The 18,934-nt window shown below is 57.6% G+C and carries 19 protein-coding genes; 4 read left to right on the top strand and 15 right to left on the bottom strand.

The annotated features are described in order from the left end of the window. Positions 1 to 18: 18 nt before the first annotated feature. The 4 genes from N6G83_RS08945 to N6G83_RS08930 form a co-directional block, all read right to left on the bottom strand. Positions 19 to 1,572, bottom strand: coding sequence for a peptide MFS transporter (locus N6G83_RS08945; RefSeq protein ID WP_043141745.1), 1,554 nt, complete (start codon positions 1,570 to 1,572; stop codon positions 19 to 21). Positions 1,573 to 2,047: 475 nt separating this feature from the next. Further along, positions 2,048 to 3,286 (bottom strand): multidrug efflux MFS transporter MdtG, encoded by a 1,239-nt coding sequence (gene mdtG / locus N6G83_RS08940; RefSeq protein WP_025302395.1) that lies wholly within the window; start codon positions 3,284 to 3,286, stop codon positions 2,048 to 2,050. Between the two features lie 199 nt (positions 3,287 to 3,485). After that, on the bottom strand, positions 3,486 to 3,770 hold the full coding sequence (locus N6G83_RS08935; protein WP_025302396.1) for a YciI family protein: 285 nt from the start codon (positions 3,768 to 3,770) through the stop codon (positions 3,486 to 3,488). Between the two features lie 101 nt (positions 3,771 to 3,871). Further along, complete coding sequence (locus tag N6G83_RS08930) at positions 3,872 to 4,792, bottom strand: Kdo(2)-lipid IV(A) acyltransferase (RefSeq protein WP_025302397.1); 921 nt, start codon at positions 4,790 to 4,792, stop codon at positions 3,872 to 3,874. Positions 4,793 to 5,056: 264 nt separating this feature from the next. Here N6G83_RS08930 and N6G83_RS08925 point away from each other — a divergent pair, with 264 nt between their 5' ends. Beyond that, the gene (locus N6G83_RS08925; protein ID WP_236689676.1) at positions 5,057 to 5,212 is read left to right on the top strand and encodes a histidine kinase; all 156 of its coding nucleotides are present in this window, start codon (positions 5,057 to 5,059) and stop codon (positions 5,210 to 5,212) included. A gap of 119 nt (positions 5,213 to 5,331) precedes the next feature. Next, a complete protein-coding gene (locus N6G83_RS08920) occupies positions 5,332 to 6,399 on the top strand; it encodes a rhodanese-related sulfurtransferase (RefSeq protein ID WP_025302399.1) in 1,068 nt (355 codons plus the stop codon). 47 nt (positions 6,400 to 6,446) lie between these two features. On the opposite strand, the gene N6G83_RS08915 is transcribed toward N6G83_RS08920, so the two are convergent. Beyond that, entirely contained in the window at positions 6,447 to 7,025 is a 579-nt protein-coding gene (locus tag N6G83_RS08915; RefSeq protein WP_016928208.1) for a YceI family protein, read from the bottom strand. 23 nt (positions 7,026 to 7,048) lie between these two features. Next, the gene (locus N6G83_RS08910; RefSeq protein ID WP_004927830.1) at positions 7,049 to 7,603 is read right to left on the bottom strand and encodes a cytochrome b; all 555 of its coding nucleotides are present in this window, start codon (positions 7,601 to 7,603) and stop codon (positions 7,049 to 7,051) included. A 442-nt stretch (positions 7,604 to 8,045) separates the two neighbouring features. Between N6G83_RS08910 and N6G83_RS08905 the strand changes: the two genes are divergently transcribed. After that, positions 8,046 to 9,104, top strand: coding sequence for an AI-2E family transporter (locus N6G83_RS08905; RefSeq protein ID WP_197758958.1), 1,059 nt, complete (start codon positions 8,046 to 8,048; stop codon positions 9,102 to 9,104). Here N6G83_RS08905 and N6G83_RS08900 read toward each other — a convergent pair. The 8 genes from N6G83_RS08900 to pyrC form a co-directional block, all read right to left on the bottom strand. After that, positions 9,052 to 10,056: a zinc-dependent alcohol dehydrogenase family protein gene (locus tag N6G83_RS08900; protein ID WP_197758960.1), complete on the bottom strand. Its 1,005-nt coding sequence runs from the start codon at positions 10,054 to 10,056 to the stop codon at positions 9,052 to 9,054. The two genes, N6G83_RS08905 and N6G83_RS08900, sit on opposite strands and share 53 nt — an antisense overlap. 3 nt (positions 10,057 to 10,059) lie before the next feature. Then, positions 10,060 to 10,176 (bottom strand): DUF2770 family protein, encoded by a 117-nt coding sequence (locus N6G83_RS08895; RefSeq protein ID WP_004927822.1) that lies wholly within the window; start codon positions 10,174 to 10,176, stop codon positions 10,060 to 10,062. A 122-nt stretch (positions 10,177 to 10,298) separates the two neighbouring features. Next, the gene (locus N6G83_RS08890; protein WP_025302402.1) at positions 10,299 to 10,925 is read right to left on the bottom strand and encodes a LuxR C-terminal-related transcriptional regulator; all 627 of its coding nucleotides are present in this window, start codon (positions 10,923 to 10,925) and stop codon (positions 10,299 to 10,301) included. A gap of 216 nt (positions 10,926 to 11,141) precedes the next feature. Beyond that, on the bottom strand, positions 11,142 to 12,257 hold the full coding sequence (solA, locus tag N6G83_RS08885) for an N-methyl-L-tryptophan oxidase (RefSeq protein WP_049208444.1): 1,116 nt from the start codon (positions 12,255 to 12,257) through the stop codon (positions 11,142 to 11,144). 140 nt (positions 12,258 to 12,397) lie between these two features. Then, on the bottom strand, positions 12,398 to 12,652 hold the full coding sequence (bssS, locus tag N6G83_RS08880) for a biofilm formation regulator BssS (RefSeq protein WP_004927812.1): 255 nt from the start codon (positions 12,650 to 12,652) through the stop codon (positions 12,398 to 12,400). Positions 12,653 to 12,853: 201 nt separating this feature from the next. Next, positions 12,854 to 13,132 carry a hypothetical protein gene (locus tag N6G83_RS08875; protein WP_004927809.1) on the bottom strand — a complete coding sequence of 93 codons (279 nt, stop codon included), beginning with the start codon at positions 13,130 to 13,132 and terminating at the stop codon, positions 12,854 to 12,856. Positions 13,133 to 13,262: 130 nt separating this feature from the next. After that, complete coding sequence (dinI, locus tag N6G83_RS08870; protein ID WP_043141722.1) at positions 13,263 to 13,502, bottom strand: DNA damage-inducible protein I; 240 nt, start codon at positions 13,500 to 13,502, stop codon at positions 13,263 to 13,265. Between the two features lie 75 nt (positions 13,503 to 13,577). After that, positions 13,578 to 14,624, bottom strand: a complete 1,047-nt coding sequence (gene pyrC / locus N6G83_RS08865; protein ID WP_043141719.1) for a dihydroorotase — start codon at positions 14,622 to 14,624, stop codon at positions 13,578 to 13,580. A gap of 213 nt (positions 14,625 to 14,837) precedes the next feature. Between pyrC and N6G83_RS08860 the strand changes: the two genes are divergently transcribed. Beyond that, positions 14,838 to 15,125: a putative quinol monooxygenase gene (locus N6G83_RS08860; protein WP_025302406.1), complete on the top strand. Its 288-nt coding sequence runs from the start codon at positions 14,838 to 14,840 to the stop codon at positions 15,123 to 15,125. A gap of 60 nt (positions 15,126 to 15,185) precedes the next feature. On the opposite strand, the gene rne is transcribed toward N6G83_RS08860, so the two are convergent. Then, positions 15,186 to 18,599, bottom strand: a complete 3,414-nt coding sequence (gene rne, locus N6G83_RS08855) for a ribonuclease E (RefSeq protein ID WP_197770802.1) — start codon at positions 18,597 to 18,599, stop codon at positions 15,186 to 15,188. Positions 18,600 to 18,934: the final 335 nt, after the last annotated feature.

Raw genomic sequence — 18,934 nt, 5'->3', positions numbered from 1 at the left:
GATAAAACGGGGTATCCGTCAGACGTTGGTCGCCGGTTTTTGCGCGCTCTTGGACTGGGTATTTTCCAGCATGCGGCGAATCGGCACGATCAGCACAATAAGCACGGCGGCGCAGATCAGCAGCGCGATGGAGCAGCGAGCGAACAGATTCGGCAGCATATCCAGTTGGTCGGCCTTGACGTGACCGCCGATCAGACCGGCCGCCAGGTTGCCCAACGCGCTGGCGCAGAACCACAGCCCCATCATCTGACCGCGCATTCTCTCCGGCGCCAGCAGCGTCATGGTGGCCAGCCCGATCGGGCTCAGGCACAGCTCACCCAGCGTCAGCATCAGGATACTGCCTACCAGCCACATCGGCGATACGCCGGCGCCGCCGTTGCTCAGCACATTCTGCGCGGCCAACATCATCAGGCCAAAACCACCGGCGGCGCACAGGATGCCGATCACGAACTTGGTGATGCTGCTCGGACGCACGTTATTGCGCGCCAGCGCAGGCCAGGCCCAGCTGAAGACCGGTGCCAGCAGGATGATGAACAGGGCGTTGATCGACTGGAACCACACCGCCGGGATCTCGAAGTCGCCGATCATGCGATTGGTGTAATCGTTGGCGAACAGGTTAAACGAGGTCGGTTTCTGTTCAAACGCTGACCAGAAGAACGCGGCGGAGATCAGCAGGATGAAGCACACCAGCAGGCGTGCGCGCTCTTTGCGGCTCAGGCCGGCAAAGGCGAACAGATAGATGAAGTACAGGGTGACCGAGGCGGCGATGACGTACACTAGCACGCTGGCCACCTCGACCGGGTTGATAACGATCGTGCCCTGAGCGATCAGCACGATGGCCGCCACCAGGATGGCCGCCAACGCCAGCAACCAGGCACCGACGCCTTTTTTCTTCGCGACCGGGCTGTTCCAGGTGGAGTCCAGACCCACTTCGCGATCATAGCGTTTCATTGCTGGGACGGCGAACACCCGGAAGATCACCAGCGCCACCAGCATCCCGATACCGCCGATGCCGAAGCCCCAATGCCAGCCGTGTGACTTGATCAGCCAGCCGGAGATCAGCGGGGCGATGAACGAACCGATGTTGATGCCCATGTAGAACAGCGAGAAGCCGCCGTCGCGACGTGCATCGCCTTTCTTGTACAGCGTGCCGACCATCACCGAGATACAGGTCTTGAACAGGCCTGAACCGAGCACGATGAACATCAGACCGATGAAGAACAGGTTGGTGCCCATCACTGCGGACAGGGCGATCGACAGGTGGCCGAGCGCGATCAGGATCGAACCGTACCAGACGGCCTTGCGTTGGCCGAGCCAGTTATCTGCCAGCCAGCCGCCCGGCAGCGCCGCCAGGTACATGCTGCCGGCGAAGATGCCGACGATCGCCGACGCGTTCTCACGCGCCAGGCCCAGGCCGCCGTCGTACACGGTGGCAGCCATAAACAGGATCAGCAGCGGACGGATGCCGTAGAACGAGAAGCGCTCCCACATTTCGGTGAAGAACAAAGAACCCAGTGGATAGGGATGGCCGAAGAAGGTCCGGCTTTCTGACTTATTGACAGAGGATTGCATAACGATTTCCCAATAAAAGGCGCTGCAAGGCTGCAGCCCGTACTGTGGTATGTATGTGTATTTAATGAAGGCAATCCGCCCAATGCGGATTACCCGACAAACACCGCGGCTGCAACGCTGATAAACCGTGGAAAGCGTGCTGACCTTTTCTTCACTTGGCCGATGCTTCACATCTGGCGTGATATTATTTAACCATTTGATAACTGGTCGTTGGTTTTGTCTAGTACCTGTATCCCATTTTTTAGACGAAAAGTCGACAAGCATCTCCTTTTCTGGTTTTTCTGTTGGTTATGACAGGAATATGATTGACAGCGGGTTTTATGCGCTGAAAGTTAATTAATTGTTGATAAACAAGATGTTGAGATAAGAATGTTCTGAGCGGGGCGAAAGTTCACAGGCCTGAAGGAAGCATTATTAAAAGTAGGGGAAACGCGCCGTTGATCTGACCAACGGCGGAAAGTGGCGATAAATGCAGCTATGACTCTTCCTGCAGCGTGTCTTCCCGCCTATAGCCCGGCCGTCGCCGCAGACACCACCAGGAATAACCGGCGTTGAACAGCACCACCAGCGCGGTGACCGCGAAGACCGCGCGAAAACCGTAGCCGGCGGAGATTGCGGCGCCGAGCAGCGGGCCGCTGACGTTGCCAACATCGCGGAACGACTGGTTGTAGCTGAAAATACGGCCGGCCACCTGATTGGTGCAGTTGTAAATCAACAACGTCTGTACCGCCGGCAGCAACGCGCCGTCGGCCGCCCCCAGCAGAAAACGCAGTACCCCGAGCTGCCACGGCGTCTGCACGAACGCCATCGGGATCAGTAATAGCACCGAGACGATCAGCATAAAGACCAGAATGCGTTCCGGGCCAATGCGATCGCCCAGCTTGCCCAGCCGCGGGGCGCTCATCAATGCCGCGACGCCGGGCACTGAGGCGATAAGCCCGCTGATAAACGCCAGATTGTGGGTGGCGCCGGCCAGATCGCGCACATACAGCGTCAGGATCGGCGCAATCGAGCCGGTGGCGATCTGGATGATCATGGTGGTGACAAACAGGCTGAGCACCAGTTTCGGGTTCTTCAGCGAGGCGAACACCTGTTTTGCGTGCAACATGTCGCGTTTTTGCACCGGGGTAAATTGTTCTTTGACATACAGCAGCGTCAGTACGAAGCAGACGAATAACACTGCGGCGGTGATATAAAACACCGGGCGCAGGCCGTACAGATCGGCTAACAAACCGCCGATCAATGGGCCTATCAGCGCACCGCCGACGCCGCCGGTGGACAGGGTGCCGAGCGCCCAGCCGCTGCGGTTGCGCGGCACCTGGGTGGCGATCAGCGCGTTGGCGTTGGGAATGAACCCGCCGAGCAGCCCCAGCACCGCACGCAGCGCGAGAAACTCCCAGACCGTTTGCGCCATGCCCATCAGCGCCATGACGATCGCCATACCGAGCGCTGAACGCAGCAGCATCAGTTTGCGGCCGCGTCGGTCTGCCAGGGCGCCCCAGAACGGCGCGGCGATAGCGGAAAACAGGAAGGTGATGCTGAACAGCAGACCGGACCACATGTTGAGCGCCTGATGGCCGGTAACGCCCAGCGTCTCTACGTACAGCGGCAGAAACGGCATCACCAGGCTGAAGGCGGCGCCGGTGAGAAAACATCCCAGCCAGGCGACGAAAAGGTTGCGTTTCCAGTTAACGGGTTCTGCTGCCGAAGCCATAAATGTCCACTGCCGAAAGGTGACGCGTTTTGCCAGCGGCAAGATGAAGGGGCAAAACGTGAAAGTTAGCCTGGTAAGTATGCGCCGCAAGCGCGGCGACGGCAAACGAGGGGACAAAGATTGGGCGAAAAATGAAATAAAGTTTTAAAAATGACGTTTAAACCTTATTCCGCGCTTAGCGCGCGGAATTTACAGCGTTTTATAGTCCGGTCAGCGCCTCGAAACCGGCGGCGGTGGTGGTGGCGCTAAAGTCGGTGACCTCGTAGTGGGCTACGGCGTTGAACGGATCTTCGGCCAGGATGGCGTCTAACTGCGCACGGTCAATGCCCTTGGCCAGGATCACGCCGCCGGTGCGGGGATTCTTACGGCCGGAGGCGATGAAGGTACCGTCCTGAAAATATTTTTTAAGCCAGGCGATGTGGCCTTCAAGGTGGCTGTCTACGTCGGCGATTGGGCGATGGTAGGTCAGGCTGACAATGTACATAACGGCTCCAGGGTGGGCGGCAAAGGCTTTACCATCCCACCCTCGCCGTCGATTCTCAAGAGGCGCGCAATAAAAAACCCGCCGGTGGCGGGTTGGCTTGATCAGTAGAGCGAAGGCTCGCCTTCCGGGCGGGTCTTGAAGCGGCGATGCAGCCACATGTATTGGTCCGGCGCCATCAGGATCTCTTTCTCCACCACCTTATTCATGAAGGCGGCGGCCTCGAGTTCGTTATCCAGCGGGAAGTTTTCCACCGCCGGTTGCATAATCAGCTCATACCCTTTGCCGTCCGGCAGGCGGCGCGGGGTGAACGGAACGATCGCCGGTTTACCCATCCGCACCAGCACGTAGCTGCCGGTGGTGGTGGCGGCTTTGTCCACCGCGAACAGCGGCACGAAAACGCTGCTGCGCGGGCCGTAGTCGTGATCCGGCGCATACCAGATGATATCACCCTGTTTCAGGGCGCGGATCATGCCTTTGATGTCTTTGCGGTCCAGCATCGATTTGTTGGAACGCATGCGGCCCCAGGTTTGCAGCCAGTCCATCAGCTTGTTGTCGTGCGGGCGGTAAACGCCGATGCCCGGGTTGTGAATGCCGAAGATGCGCGCGCCCAGCTCCAGCGTCAAAAAGTGCAGGCCAATCAGCAACACGCCCTGCTGGTTGTCGCGCGCTTGTTGGATGTGCTCCAGGCCACTGACCTTGAACCAGCGCTCGATGCGCCAGTTGGGCCAGAACCACGCCATGCCGGTTTCAAACAGCCCCATGCCGACCGATTCGAAATTCTTTACCACCAGCGCATCGCGTTCGGCCTGCGGCATGTCGGGAAAACAGAGCTCGAGGTTGCGTTGGGCGATAGCGACGCGTCGCTTGAGAAAGCGCATGGAAAATCGCCCAATCGAGGTGCCGAGCCAGTAGATGACGGGGTAAGGCAGCAACACCAGCAGGTACAGCAAGCCGATGCCGACCCAGGTCAGCCAATAGCGCGGATGCAATAAGGAACGATTGAAAGTAGGAACTTGAGTCATGGGTTCTCTGTTTGAATACGGTTGTTTAAGTGTAATGACAGAGTCATCGCATGGTCTGGCAGCCGGGTGAGCTCGGCGGCAAGGTTCGTTTCTGCCGTTTGTTTGCGACTATTGTGGCATTTTTCTGGCGATCCGGGAAAACACAACGCATTAAAATCCCTCTTTGGGCGTTAAATATGCATCGAATGCCGAATTTTTCCACAATCTTTCCTGCCAAAGATAATGGCGATATTATTACTGGTAATTATTCAGAGGGTAAATATTTTGGCACCATGGATCAGTGCGGGGCTGCTGGTTTTGGGCGCGATGGTCGGCAGCGTTGGCGCGCATCTGCAGGTGAACGCGATATTGGCGCTCGCCGGCGTGATGATGGCGCTCGGCATAGTGGCTTCTGCGTTTACCGAAGGCGACGGACACTGAACGGGGCGCTGGCGCCAGGGCTGCGCGGCGGCGGTTTTTCGGGTATGATATGCGCCGCGCGCGGGCCGGCAGGCGGCGCGCGATAATCAGTCACCTCCCGAAAGACAGGAAAGTACACCATGCCAGTGTTACATAACCGAATTTCTAATGAGGAACTGAAGGCGCGCATGCTGGCGGAAACCGAGCCGCGCACCACAGTTTCTTTTTACAAATACTTCTCCATCGACGATCCCAAAGCGTTTCGCGACAGCCTGTACGTTCAGTTCGAAAAACTGAAGGTGTTCGGCCGCATCTACGTGGCGAAAGAGGGCATCAACGCGCAGATCAGCGTGCCGCAGCATCACTTCGACGCGTTCAAAGCCGCGCTGTTCGCCTCGCACCCGGCGCTGGATCAGGTACGCCTGAATATTGCGCTCGAAGACGATGGCAAATCCTTCTGGGTACTACGCCTCAAGGTGCGTGAGCGCATCGTGGCCGACGGCATCGATGACGAGAGCTTCGACCCAAGCAACGTCGGCGAGTATCTGCAGGCCGATCGCGTCAATCAGATGATAGACGATCCGAATACGGTATTCGTCGATATGCGCAACCACTATGAGTACGAAGTCGGCCATTTCGAAAACGCCATTGAGGTGCCGTCGGATACCTTCCGCGATCAGCTGCCGATGGCGGTGGAGATGCTGCAGGACAGTAAAGACAAGAATATTGTCATGTATTGCACCGGCGGCATTCGCTGTGAAAAAGCCAGCGCCTATATGCTGCACAAAGGCTTTAAAAACATCTACCACGTGGAAGGCGGGATTATCGAGTACACCCGCAAAGCGAAAGAACAGGGGTTGCCGCTGAAGTTTATCGGCAAAAACTTCGTGTTCGATGAGCGTATGGGTGAGCGCATCTCCGACGATGTGATCGCCAACTGCCACCAGTGTGGAGCGCCGTGCGACACCCATACCAACTGCAAGAACGACGGTTGCCATCTGCTGTTCATTCAGTGCCCGAGCTGCGCCGCCAAATTTGAAGGGTGCTGTAGCGAGATTTGCCGCGAAGAGCTGAAGCTGCCGCGCGAAGAGCAACGCGCGCGCCGTGCCGGCCGTGAAAACGGCGTCAAGATCTTCAATAAGTCAAAAGGCTTGTTGCAGACTACGATGCACATTCCGGCACCGGAAGAAGAAGGCCCAGCCCGCTGAGCCTGAGGAAATGAGAAGCCCGGCCGCCAAACCGGGCTTTTTTTTATTTATTTCTCGCGTACGCCTTCTACGGAGATGATCAGCTCAACGTCTTGCGACGCCGGGCCCAGATCGGTGGTGATGCCGAAATCTTTCAGCTTGATCTTACCGTTGGCCTCAAAGCCGGCGCGGTAGCCGCCCCACGGATCGTTGCCCTGGCCAATCAGTTTGGCGTCCAGCGTAACGGGCTTGGTCACGCCGTTCAGCGTCAGGTTGCCGACCACCGCATAACCGTCGCCGCTTTTCTTCACTTCGGTGGATTCAAACTTGGCTTGCTTGTTCTTCTCCACGTTGAGGAACTCGGCGCTGCGCAGGTGCTTGTCGCGCTCGGCGTGGTTGGTGTCGACGCTGGCGGTATTGATGGTCACGTTGACCTTGTCCTTGGACGGATCTTTCTCGTCGAAGGTGAAGCCGCCGTCGAAGTCTTTAAAGCTGCCATACAGCCAGCTGTAGCCCAGGTGCTGGATGCGGAACTCGATAAAGGCGTGCTGGCCCTGTTTGTCGATCTTGTAGTCCGCCGCCAGTGCGGAACCGGCGCTCAGCAGCAGGGCGCCTGCGGTCAGGCCCAATACGGTCTTTTTCAACATAGCAATCTCCATAAATCCAAAGGTTAATCGGCGCTGCTACCCAGCATCCGTTTCAAAGTGACATCACGATCGATAAAGTGATGTTTAAGCGCGGCCAGCCCGTGCAGTACCGAAAGCACTACCACGGCCCAGGCCAGGTAAAGGTGTATGGCGCCGGCGGTGTCGGCCTGTTCCGCCATGCCGGTGACGGTGGCCGGCACGTCGAACCAGCCGAATACGCTGATCGGTTGGCCGTCGGCGGTCGAGATCAGATAGCCGCTGATCAGAATGCCGAACAGCACGGCATACAGCGCCAGATGCGCGAGAATAGCGCTGACGCGAGTGAGGCGACCATAGCTGGCCAGCGGCTTGGGTGGCGGCGAGACAAAGCGCCAGATCACGCGGATCACCATCACGATGAACAGCAGCGTGCCAATGCTTTTGTGGATCTCCGGCGCCTGATGGTACCAGACGTCGTAATAGCCCAGCGTAACCATCCACAGACCGAGTGCGAACATGCCGTACACCGTCAGCGCCACCAGCCAGTGGATTAACACTGACACATGGCCGAAACGATCGGCGGTATTTTTCCAGAGCATCCTGTTTCCTTCGATTACCGATTGGCTGGCTGCAATAATTAAACTTTAGGAAACATAAAATCAATAATAAATTTAACTATGTTACTTCTTAGAAATATTAGTCAGTGAATTTGTTTGAGATGTTCGGGCTTCATCAGATAAATCGTTGAAGATGATATTATTTCCCTCATGGGGCGGTTGTGCTAGTCGTTGAAAATTAGGCTTATTATCTATTAATGTCAGCTTTTGTCATTTTACGTAAATCGTCCATGAGTTGCTCGGTGGAATTATTTGTTGGCAAACGTTATGCCTATTTCTTGCGGCAAAGAGCAGGGCGGAAAGATTAATTTTTTCGAACGGTTAGGCGAAATCCTCTGCGGCGTGACGGTGGACTTTGCTACCATTAGCGCCAAGAGTCGGCTCTTGGTGGCCGGTTAACCCAGTGAAATAACAAGGAAACGTCATGGGCCGAACCCGTGTGACCGACAGTAGCCTGCGTCTGGCCGTCCTGCTGGCGATGTTGGTGATCATTTTGGCCGGGGTGAAAGCCGCCGCCGACATCGTGGTGCCGTTTTTGCTGGCGGTGTTCCTCGCCATGGTGCTGAACCCGCTGGTGGCGATGCTGGAACGCCGACGAGTGCCGCGTATCGTCGGGGTGACGCTGCTGGTGACGGCGGTGATCGTGGTCGTGATGCTGTTTATCGGCATGCTGGGTGCTTCGCTGAACGAGTTCGCCCGCTCGCTGCCCCAGTACCGCGGCATGATGATCGAGAAGCTGCGCGAGCTGCAGCATTACGCCGATCGCTTCAATATCAGTCTCTCCAGCGAAGCGATGCTGCAGTATGTCGATCCCAGCGCGGCGATGAATCTGGTCACCCGCATGCTGGGGCACCTGTCTGGCGCCATGACCAATGTCTTCCTGCTGCTGATGACCGTGGTGTTTATGCTGTTCGAAGTGCAGCTGCTGCCGTATAAGCTGCAGCAGGCGCTGGATAAGCCGAACGAGGGGCTCGCCGCGGTGCGGCGGGCGCTGGACGGCGTGACACGTTATCTGGTGATTAAAACCATCATCAGCCTGGCCACCGGGGTGATCGTCTGGATCTTCCTGGCGGCGGTCGGCGTGCGTTTTGCCTTTATCTGGGCGCTGCTGGCGTTTCTGCTTAACTACATACCCAACATTGGCTCGGTATTGGCCGCCATTCCGCCGCTGATTCAGGCGCTGTTGTTCAACGGATTGGGTGATGCGCTGGTGGTGGCGGGTGGCTTTATCGCTGTCAACATGGTGATCGGCAATATCCTCGAGCCGCGCGTGATGGGGCGCGGGCTGGGGCTGTCGACGCTGGTGGTGTTCCTGTCGCTGATCTTCTGGGGCTGGCTGCTCGGCCCGGTAGGCATGCTGCTGTCGGTGCCGCTGACGATCGTGGCGCGCATCGCGCTGGAGACTACCGAAGGCGGCTATCGGCTGGCGGTTATCCTGGGGGACGGTCGCCCGCCGCGCCAGCCTCCAGCGGCGCCGGAGTGAGGAATATTTTGCCATTCACGCCGGGCTGGGCGGCGTGGTACAGCGCCGCTGCGTACTGACGCAAAGGATAAATCGCGGCGGGTGGGCGCAGCGCCAGCTGGCCGCGTCGCAACAGCTGGAATAACTGATAAAACGCCGTCTGCCATTGCGCCGGTGCCGCCTGTGCGTTCCATTTGCGCAAGTGGAACAGCGAAGCCCGCAGCTTTAACTCGTCCACCACGCGCCGCCAGTCTACCTGGCGGCCGCTAAGCAGGCCCAGCGCCACAAAATCGCCGCCGGTGCGGACCGCCCGCGCCAACTGCAATCCGTCTTCGCCGCCGATGCAGTCGATGGCCGCACGGGCGCCAAAATTCGTCATTTCCACCAGCTGCGGTGCTTCGATAACGCGCCAGGCGCCGGCGGCCAGTAACGCCTGGCGATGAGCGGTGTTGCGCACCACGACCGCCAGACGAATGCCGCGCAGCGCCGTCATCTGCGCCAACAGCAGGCTAACGGCGGAACCGCCGCCGTTGAGCAGCAGTAAGTCGCCGGCGTTGAGCGGCAGCCATTGCGTCAACAGCACCCAACAGGTGAGCGGGTTGATATAGATTTGCGCTGCGCAGGCGTCGTCGATGTCGTCCGGCACCCAGATCACCCGATCTTCAGGCAGCGTGACGAACGTTTGCCAACTGCCGTTACCCGCTACCGCCAGCGCGCGGCGGCCCGTTGAATGCCCATTCTGCGGGTTGACGACGACGCCCACGCCTTCATATCCCGGCACCTGAGGAAGGGCGATGCGGTGCGCGTATTGGCCGTGGATCGGGATCAGATCGGAAGGGTTGATCGGGGCATAGCGCATCTGCAATAACCGCTGTCCGGGGCGCAGCAGCGGTCTGCTCATCTGCTGCAATTCTAGCACCTGGGCGGGATCGCCGAAGCGGTTGAAGCTCAATCGGGGAAATAACGGCGGCATGGATTACATGACGAAGAAGAAATAGACATCCAACGCCAGCAGCACTAGCCACAGACACAGGTACAGCACCAGGTGCTCACGCACGTTGTTGACGATAGCCGCCAGTATTCGGTTTAACATTTCAGCTGCCTGAAGAAAGGGACCTTTGATTATAGTCCTTTTCTCGGCGTCTTTTACAGCGCGCCGCGCGTGAGTGCGGGAAGAGAGGCGATAAAAAAGCCTGCGTTATCGCAGGCTTGAGGTTACACGGCCAGCAGCGCCAGCGGCGTCGAATTTGTTGGCGTGCTCGGCGGGTAGAAATAGCGCAGCACGTTATACAGCGAGTAGAACTCCAGCCGGTTGCGCGCGTTGATCTTCTCCGTGATGTGACGCTTGTGCACGTACACCGTATGCGAGCTGATTTGCAGCTTTTTCGCGATGCGGTAGTTGGGCATCTCCGCCATCCAATATTTCATCACCGTCAGTTCCTGCGGACTGAACAAGGAACGCTCTTCGCCGTCATCGGCCAGCGCCAGCGGATTTTCGCGCAGCGTGCGTAAAGTGAGTGGCAGAATGCTTTTATTGAACAGAAAGGCGTTATCGGCGATGCGCATTGGCGTTTCGCTGTAAGGGTAAGGCGTATCGAGATAGATAAACAGCAAGGCAGACTGGCTGGCTTCCATAAACGCCAGCAGCTGCGCGTCTGCTTCGTTATAACGGCACTGGTTGCTGAGGTTCACCAGAATGTGGCTCGGCTGAAAGCTGGCCAACAGCGGCGTAGCGTATTCAATGCTGTGGCAGCACTTGATCGTCGTAATCCCACTATCAGCAAAGTAGCTGGCTATACCGACCCGGGTGAAGCAGCATTCGTCCACGACAAGTAGTTTCATGGTGACGTCCTTGTTGAAAGCCGATGGAGCATATCTTCTGTAAAATAGGACTTACACTGCAAGTGTTCAATTCGGAAATTCAAATGCTGAATATAAGAAATTTCCGTTATCAGGATTTTTACTTGGTATTTAAAAGAGTTAGCAGGTTAATAAATTGTAACCGCTAAATTTCTCTGTCCAGGGCACGACGGCAACCTGGACAGAGAAATCCTTCGCTTAGCTAAATCGTTTCAGACCAAAGCTGGAGACGTCGACCGGCGGCGCTTTGTCCTGCGCGAACAGCGCGGCAATCTCACCCAACGCGCTGGCGAACTTGAAGCCGTGGCCGCTCAATCCGCTGATGACCATCAGGCGATCGCAATCCGGCAGCGTATCGATAATAAAGTCTTCGTCGGGGCTCATATCATAACTGCAGGCTTCGCCGTGTAAACATACGCCTACACCCGGTAAAAATTGCCGCAGGAAGGAGAAAACTTCCGTGCCGTCGCTGGCGTAGCTGCCGAAGGGTTTGCGCTGCTCGGGGGCATCCATCGGCTGGCCGCCGTCGTGCTTGCCTACTTTCAGGCCGTCGTTATCCGCCGGGAAACCGTAATAGTGCGTGCCGTCTTGCGCTTCGACGGTAAAGGCCGGGAAACGATTGTTCACGCTGTAGCGGCCATCTGCCTGATGCCAGGAGAAGACTTTGCGCAGTGGCGCGACGGGTAACTGCGGCAACAGCGCTTTGACCCAGGTACCGGCGGTGATCACCGCTTTTCGCGCCGTGAAACGCCCTTCGCCGGTGATGACCTCAACGCCGCCCTCGATAGGCTCCACCGCGCTGACCGGGCAGTTGAACAACTGGCTGCAGCCGGCTTCTTTTGCCAGCTTGATCAGAGTGGCTATCGCCAGCTCAGCATGCAGGAAGCCGGCGTCGGGCTCGAACACGCCGACATAACCTTCCGGGGCCCGGAATTCCGGCCAGCGTTGAGCGATCTGTTCGGCGCTGAGGGTTTGCGCGTTCAGACGGAATGTTTGCGCGCTCTGCTGAGCATTGCGAATGAAGTCGGAGTGCTGCGGCCCCAAATTGAGGACGCCGCACGACTGGAACAGTTCCTCGCCGGATTGTTGAATCAGCGCATTCCACAACGCCTGGGCGCGCAGCACCAGCGGCACGTACTTTTCACCTTCGCCGTAAGCGTGACGGATGATGCGGGTATCGCCGTGATGGCTGCCGGTGCGGTGCGGGGGAATGGCGCTGTCGATCATCAGCACTTTCAAGCCGGCCCGCGTGGCGTAATAGCCTGCCGCTGCGCCGACGGAACCGCTGCCCACCACAATCAAATCATATTCCACGAACCCACCCTCTCTGATAGCGATTTCTTATCGCCCCATGATAAAAGGTTGGCGGGCGCAATGCACTGATTGAACGATGAAAGGCAAAGAAAAAGGCGCCGGGAATGGTCACGGCGCCTTAGAGGTTAGGAGACGATAAATCAATGTTTTCTGCGATCAAGATCCTGGTAATCCGTAGCTTCAATCTTGGCGATGCCGGCTTCTAAGATATTGATTAATTGACGGGCGACATCTGTAGTCAGCCAAAGCGTTCGGTCTACTTGGGCTTCTTCGGGCGTTTGGTCTAGTGAAGACAGGTAATGAAGGCGTATCATCATGGCGTCGTAAACGTCGACAGTACTGATATCCCAACCGACAAGCGGGTGCGTCTGAATTACTTCATCATTTCTGTCCATAAAGACCCCTTATTGAGTAGTAACTACCGTGAGTGACTAACGAGGATCAATGCGGCTCATCATCATGAGAGCAATTACAGTATACGCATCCGCTTTCATCGGTGGAGGGGGTTGTCACCGAAATTTGCAAAATAAATATTTATTTGAACAATTATTCTACAAATTTGCAGGTGCAGCAGTGGACGAGTCAAGTGCAGCGCGTTATTCCGCGTCGGCAGGTGGCGATGCACCATGCAGACATTTTTCCAGCTCTTCGGCCAAATGGGCGAAATGCTTTTGCGTTTCGGCATCACGATTCTGGCTGTGCGATTCCAGCTTCAGGCTGTGGATCAGCCGTTGGTTGGCTTTGTCATCCAGGCTGAAGGCCAGATAAGAGAAAGCTACTTCCAGTACGTTCAAGCGCCTTTTCTGATCGGCAATCAGCGCCAGCAGTTCGCCAAACGTCATTGCGTCTTCGGATTTCACCTTGTCCGGGGCCATGCTTACTCCTTTGCGTTAAATACAGCGCTGAGGCAGATTTTGTTTCAGAGTAAGGGTAAGCGATGAATGGGCAGGGCGCCAGAAACAAAAAAGCCGGAGAGCGACCCCCGGCAAAAACAGCATTGCAGTGTTATTCTGCGCTAAACCATTCGTCCGCGCTTTCCCAGGTTTCCTGAAGGATTTCCTCGATCAGATCCCGATCGGTTTTGGCGCCCCCCAGCACGGAGAGCCCGTTGGCGCCGGCATAACGTACATGAACGACGGCGTCTGGAAACTGGCGATTGACCCGTTTGCCCAGTTCACCGGTCAGCGCCTCAATGGCGCCCGACGGTAGCGGCCGGGTTTTATCTAGAGTGACTTCAACACGCATAATTGCCCCCGAAGCGATTTACTGTTTATTTATACAGTTAACCGAGTGCGAGGGCAAGAGGGCGATGCAAAAATATCAGTCTTTCAGCGACCAGTTCAGGGTTTCACCCGCCAGGAAGGGGATCACGGATTCATTGCCGAGGGTAATCTCTTCCGGTTGGGTGGTTGGCACGCGCTGCAGTTCGATGAAGTCTTCGTTGAGCGGCAGGCCATAGAAGCGTGGGCCGTTGAGCGAGCAGAAAGCCTCGAAGTGCTCCAGTGCGCCGAGCTGTTCGAAGACCGCTGCGTAAGCCGGGATGGCATTCGGCGCATTGAAGCAGCCGGCACAGCCGCAGCTGGACTCTTTGCGATGCTTGAGGTGCGGCGCGGAGTCGGTGCCGAGGAAGAAACGGTCCGAGCCGCTGGCAACCGCCTGACGCAGCGCTTCCTGATGGACGTTGCGCTTGAGGATCGGTAGGCAGAACAGGTGTGGGCGAATGCCGCCGACCAGCATGTGGTTGCGGTTGAACATCAGGTGTTGCGGCGTGATGGTGGCGCCGAGGAAACGGTTGCCTGCCTGCACGTACTGTGCCGCTTCTTTGGTGGTGATGTGCTCGAAGACGATTTTCAGCTCCGGGAAGTGACGGCGGATAGGCTCCATCACCTGTTCGATAAAGCGCGCCTCGCGGTCGAAGATATCCACGGCAGGATCGGTCACTTCGCCGTGGATAAGCAAAGGCATGCCGATTTTTTGCATCTGTTCGAACAGCGGATAAATGCCGGTCACATCGCTGACGCCGTGGCTGGAGTTGGTGGTGGCGTTGGCCGGATACAGCTTGGCGGCGGTAAACACCCCTTGCTCGAAACCGCTGACCAGTTCACTGGCCGCCAGAGAGTTAGTCAGGTAACAGGTCATCAGCGGAGTGAAGTTGTGACCCTGCGGCACCGCCGCCAGAATGCGATCGCGGTAGGCGCGCGCGGCGGCCACGGTCGTCACGGGCGGAACCAGGTTCGGCATCACGATCGCCCGGCCAAATACCTGGCTGGTATAGGGCACCACCGTTTTCAGCATCTCATCGTCACGCAGGTGGATATGCCAGTCGTCTGGGCGGCGGATTTTCAGAACTTGAGGTTGTGCGGTCATCTAGCTAGGCTCCGGCGGTCAAATACGTCTAATGAAAAGCGAATAATGGGTTTATTCACGCCGGGGTGTAAGGATAAGCGGAAAGTGCCGCAGATGCATCTGTTTGTTGGCGACAAGTTGAAATCAACGGCGCAGCAGGCGCATAGTGACAAGGATTTCAACGATGCCGACGCCAATACCGTCGACTTTCATCAAGTGGAAAGGGAGAAAACAATGGAAGTACGCGTTATCGCCACCCTGCAAGCGAAAGCGGGATTTGAGGCCGCAGTCAGTGAAGCGGTGCACGACATTCTCGAGCCGAGCCGCCAGGAGCTGGGCAACCTGCAATATGATTTGCATCGCGATCTGGAAAAGCCGGGCACCTTCGTGTTCTTTGAGCGTTGGGCCAGCAGCGAAGCGCTGGATAAGCATAATGAGACGGCGCATTTTCAGCAGTTCGTCAGTCGACTTGACGGCAAGTTGGATGTTCTGGACATCAAGAAACTGAAAAAGATCGCCTGAGCTTTTTACAGGCAAGAAAAAACCCGCCGATGGCGGGTTTTTTTAGGGTTGCAGATTAACTTATTCGTTAACCGGCTGCGGCTTTGTGGCAGGCGCGGTGGCCTGGCTCACTGCCGAGTGACCACCGGCTGAACCTTTGCCTTCAAAGTTGAAGGAAGGGCGCTGCCAGTTGCTGTGCTTGCGTTCTTCCGGCACGTAGGCTGGCGCAGGCGCTTTAGTCATCGGCGCAGTGGCGATGTGTTTGTACAGCGCGTCCTGCACGGCTTTCACCGGCGCCGGCTGCTGCGCAACTGCAGGTGCAGGTTCTGCGGCGATTGGCGCTGGGGCTTTTTCGACCGGAGCAGCTTCCACGGAGGTTGCCGCAGGTGCGGCTTCTACCACTGGCGTTTCTTCCGCTGGCGTGGCTTCTACCACTGGCGTTTCTTCCGCTGGCGTGGCTTCTACCACCGGTACAACTTCGACCACAGGCTCGTCTTCCGTTGGCGCAGGTTCAACCACTGGCTCTACAGCTACGGTTTCAGCTACCGGCTCGGCTTCCACTGCAGGGGCAGTCTCTTCCACTTTCGGCTGTTCAACTGCAACAGCTGCTGGGGCGGTTTCCACCGGCGCCGGGATTTCCTCGGCCGGAGTGGCTACAACCGGTGCTACGACTGCAGCTTCTTCCGTTACGGTAACGCTAGCAGTTTCAACGGCGGCTTCGGGTGCCGGTCCGTTGACGCTGGCCGCGGTCTGAGTGTCTTCCACGGTAACGCTGTGCTGTTCAACCGCTGCGGTGACAACCGGCGCCTGCTCTACGGCTTCGGTTTGCACTTCGGCTTCTTCAACCTGAGCGACCGGGTAGCTTACCCATACTTTGCCTGATGCCATTTCCGGCGAAGCGAACGCGCCCGCCAACGGCATTGGGGATTGCAGCGGGTAACGCTCATCGCGGTAACGACGGCGACGCTGGCCGCTGACGCGCAGGTGACGCGGTGAACGACGGGAACGACGCGGCATGCCTTCGCCGTTGCCGCGGCTTTCGCCCTGGGCATCGTCTTCCTGCTGTGCGGCAACGGTTTCCGGCAACAGCTTGACGCTATCGTCGGCGGTCGGCTGCGCGTCTTCGGCTTTCGCTACCGGCGCTTTCGGCGCCAACAGCTCTTCCGCTGCACGCTGCAGCTCTTCTTCCGCAGACAGGATACGCACTTTCTGCGACAGAGGGCGGCGCTGACGGCGCTGCATGTTCTGCTGCTGGCGCTCTTCCTGCTCTTCGTCGGTACTCTCGACTGCGTCAACGCTTTCCAGCGCTTTCACTTCCTGCTGAGCCTGACGTTTCTCTTCCTGACGACGACGCTGGCGTTCAGCACGCTGCTCACGACGTTGCTGCTGATCTTCGCGCGGCGCTTTAGCACCTTCTTCCGAAGCGGTTTCCTCCGCTACCGGCGCGTTCTGCTGCTGGTTGCGGCGGTTACGGCGCTGTTCATCGCGGGATTCACGCGATTCACGGCCTTCACGGTTCTCACGCGGTTCACGGTTATCGCGCTCGCGATTGTCACGGCCTTCACCGCGCTCTTTACGCTCGCCGCGTTCCGGGCGATCGCCACGGTCGCTACGCTCACCGCGCTCTTTACGGCCGGTGCCTTGACGGCGCTGACCGCGACGATCCTGACGACGGTTCTCACCGTTGCCTTCCGCCTTCGGCGTTTCGGCCGGTTTGGCTTCTTCGACGGCAGGTTGTTCTTCACCGGCGAACAAGTTCTTCAGACCACCGAACAGGCGGCTCAGGAAGCCCGGTTTAGCGGCGGCCGGCGCTGCGGCTTTAGCCTTGGCGGCTGCAGCGACAGGTTTGGCAACGGCGACGGGTTCTTCAGCCGGCGGCGGCACATCGGCGGACAGGGAGAAGGAAGCCAGGGCCGGTTGCTCCGGACGCTTGCGTTCCATCGGCGCATCTTCCAGCGGACGCTCCATGTCTTCTTCGTGCAGTTTCGGCAGCAGGTAGCTGAGGGTAGAGGTTTCCTCGCCCTTGCGCACGCGCAGCACCGAGTAGTGCGGGGTTTGCATTTCATCGTTCGGCACGATGACGGCTTTCACGCCACCCTGACGTTTTTCGATCGCGCTGACGGATTCGCGCTTTTCGTTCAGCAGGTACGAAGCGACCTGAACCGGCACGATAGCGTGAACTTCTTTGGTGTTTTCCTTCAGCGCTTCTTCTTCGATCAGGCGCAGGATGGACAGCGCCAGCGATTCGTTGTCGCGGATGGTACCGGTGCCGTTACAGCGTGGGCACACGTGGTGGCTGGACTCACCCAGCGACGGGCTGAGGCGCTGGCGTGACATTTCCAGCAGGCCGAAGCGGGAGATGCGGCCGATTTGGATGCGCGCGCGGTCTTGACGCACGGCGTCGCGCAAGCGGTTTTCCACTTCGCGCTGGTGGCGTACCGGCGTCATGTCGATGAAGTCGATGACGATCAGGCCGCCGAGGTCGCGCAGGCGCAGCTGGCGAGCGATCTCGTCCGCCGCTTCCAGGTTGGTGTTGAACGCCGTCTCTTCGATGTCGCCGCCGCGGGTTGCGCGTGCGGAGTTGATGTCGATGGCGGTCAGCGCTTCGGTGCTGTCGATGACGATCGAGCCGCCGGACGGCAGGCGCACTTCGCGCTGGAAGGCGGATTCGATCTGCGATTCGATCTGATAGTGGCTGAACAGAGGAATTTCACCGCTGTACAGTTTGATTTTGCTGCTGAAATCCGGGCGGCCCAGCGCAGCGATGTGCTCTTTGGCCAGATCGAGAATTTTCGGGTTGTCGATCAGGATTTCGCCGATGTCCGGGCGCAGATAATCGCGGAAGGCACGCACGATAACGTTGCTTTCCTGGTGGATCAGGAACGGTGCAGGGCGGCCTTCGGCGGCTTTTTTAATCGCTTCCCAGTGCTTCAGACGGAAGGAGAGATCCCACTGCAGCGCGTCGGCGGATTTGCCTACGCCCGCGGTGCGAACGATCAGGCCCATGCCGTCTGGCAGTTGCAGCGAAGAGAGCGCTTCTTTCAGCTCGGTACGATCGTCACCCTCGATGCGGCGAGAAATACCGCCGGCGCGCGGGTTGTTCGGCATCAGCACCAGATAGCTGCCCGCCAGGCTGATGAAGGTGGTCAAGGCGGCGCCTTTGTTGCCACGTTCTTCTTTGTCTACCTGAACGATGACTTCCTGGCCTTCGCGCAGCACATCTTTGATGTTCGGGCGGCCATGGGAAGAGTAATTGCTAGGGAAGTATTCGCGGGCGATTTCTTTAAGAGGGAGGAAACCATGTCGTTCTGCGCCGTAGTCCACGAACGCTGCTTCAAGACTTGGTTCAATGCGGGTGATTTTGCCTTTGTAAATATTCGCTTTTTTCTGCTCATGACCCGGACTTTCGATATCCAAATCATACAGCCGCTGTCCATCTACGAGGGCAACACGCAACTCTTCCTGCTGAGTTGCGTTAATCAACATTCTTTTCATCTTAACTTACTCGTTATTTTTACATTATCGACAAAGCTGCGGGCAAAATAACCTCATGGCCGGAGTTAAACCGAAAGCCCCGTGTCTTCTCGCAAAGCCGTCAACCTCACGGTTGTCGCCTGCATAGGGGCGCATTATCTCGGTAAGCCTGCTTTTCTTTGTGAAAGGCAGCACTTTTACTAGGGGAATAGCCTCTGATTTACGTCGACAGATCTGATTCCATTTGCCGGCCAAGCTGCAACCCGCAGCCCGCTAATTGTTTGATTTCGCATTACGTCTTACGCCATTGCTGCGTTTTTGCGCGATCAGACAAATTTTATAATTCCACCGTTTTC

The sequence above is a fragment of the Serratia sp. PL7 genome, assembly GCF_945957435.1.
This window is presented reverse-complemented; position numbering and strand designations above follow the sequence as displayed.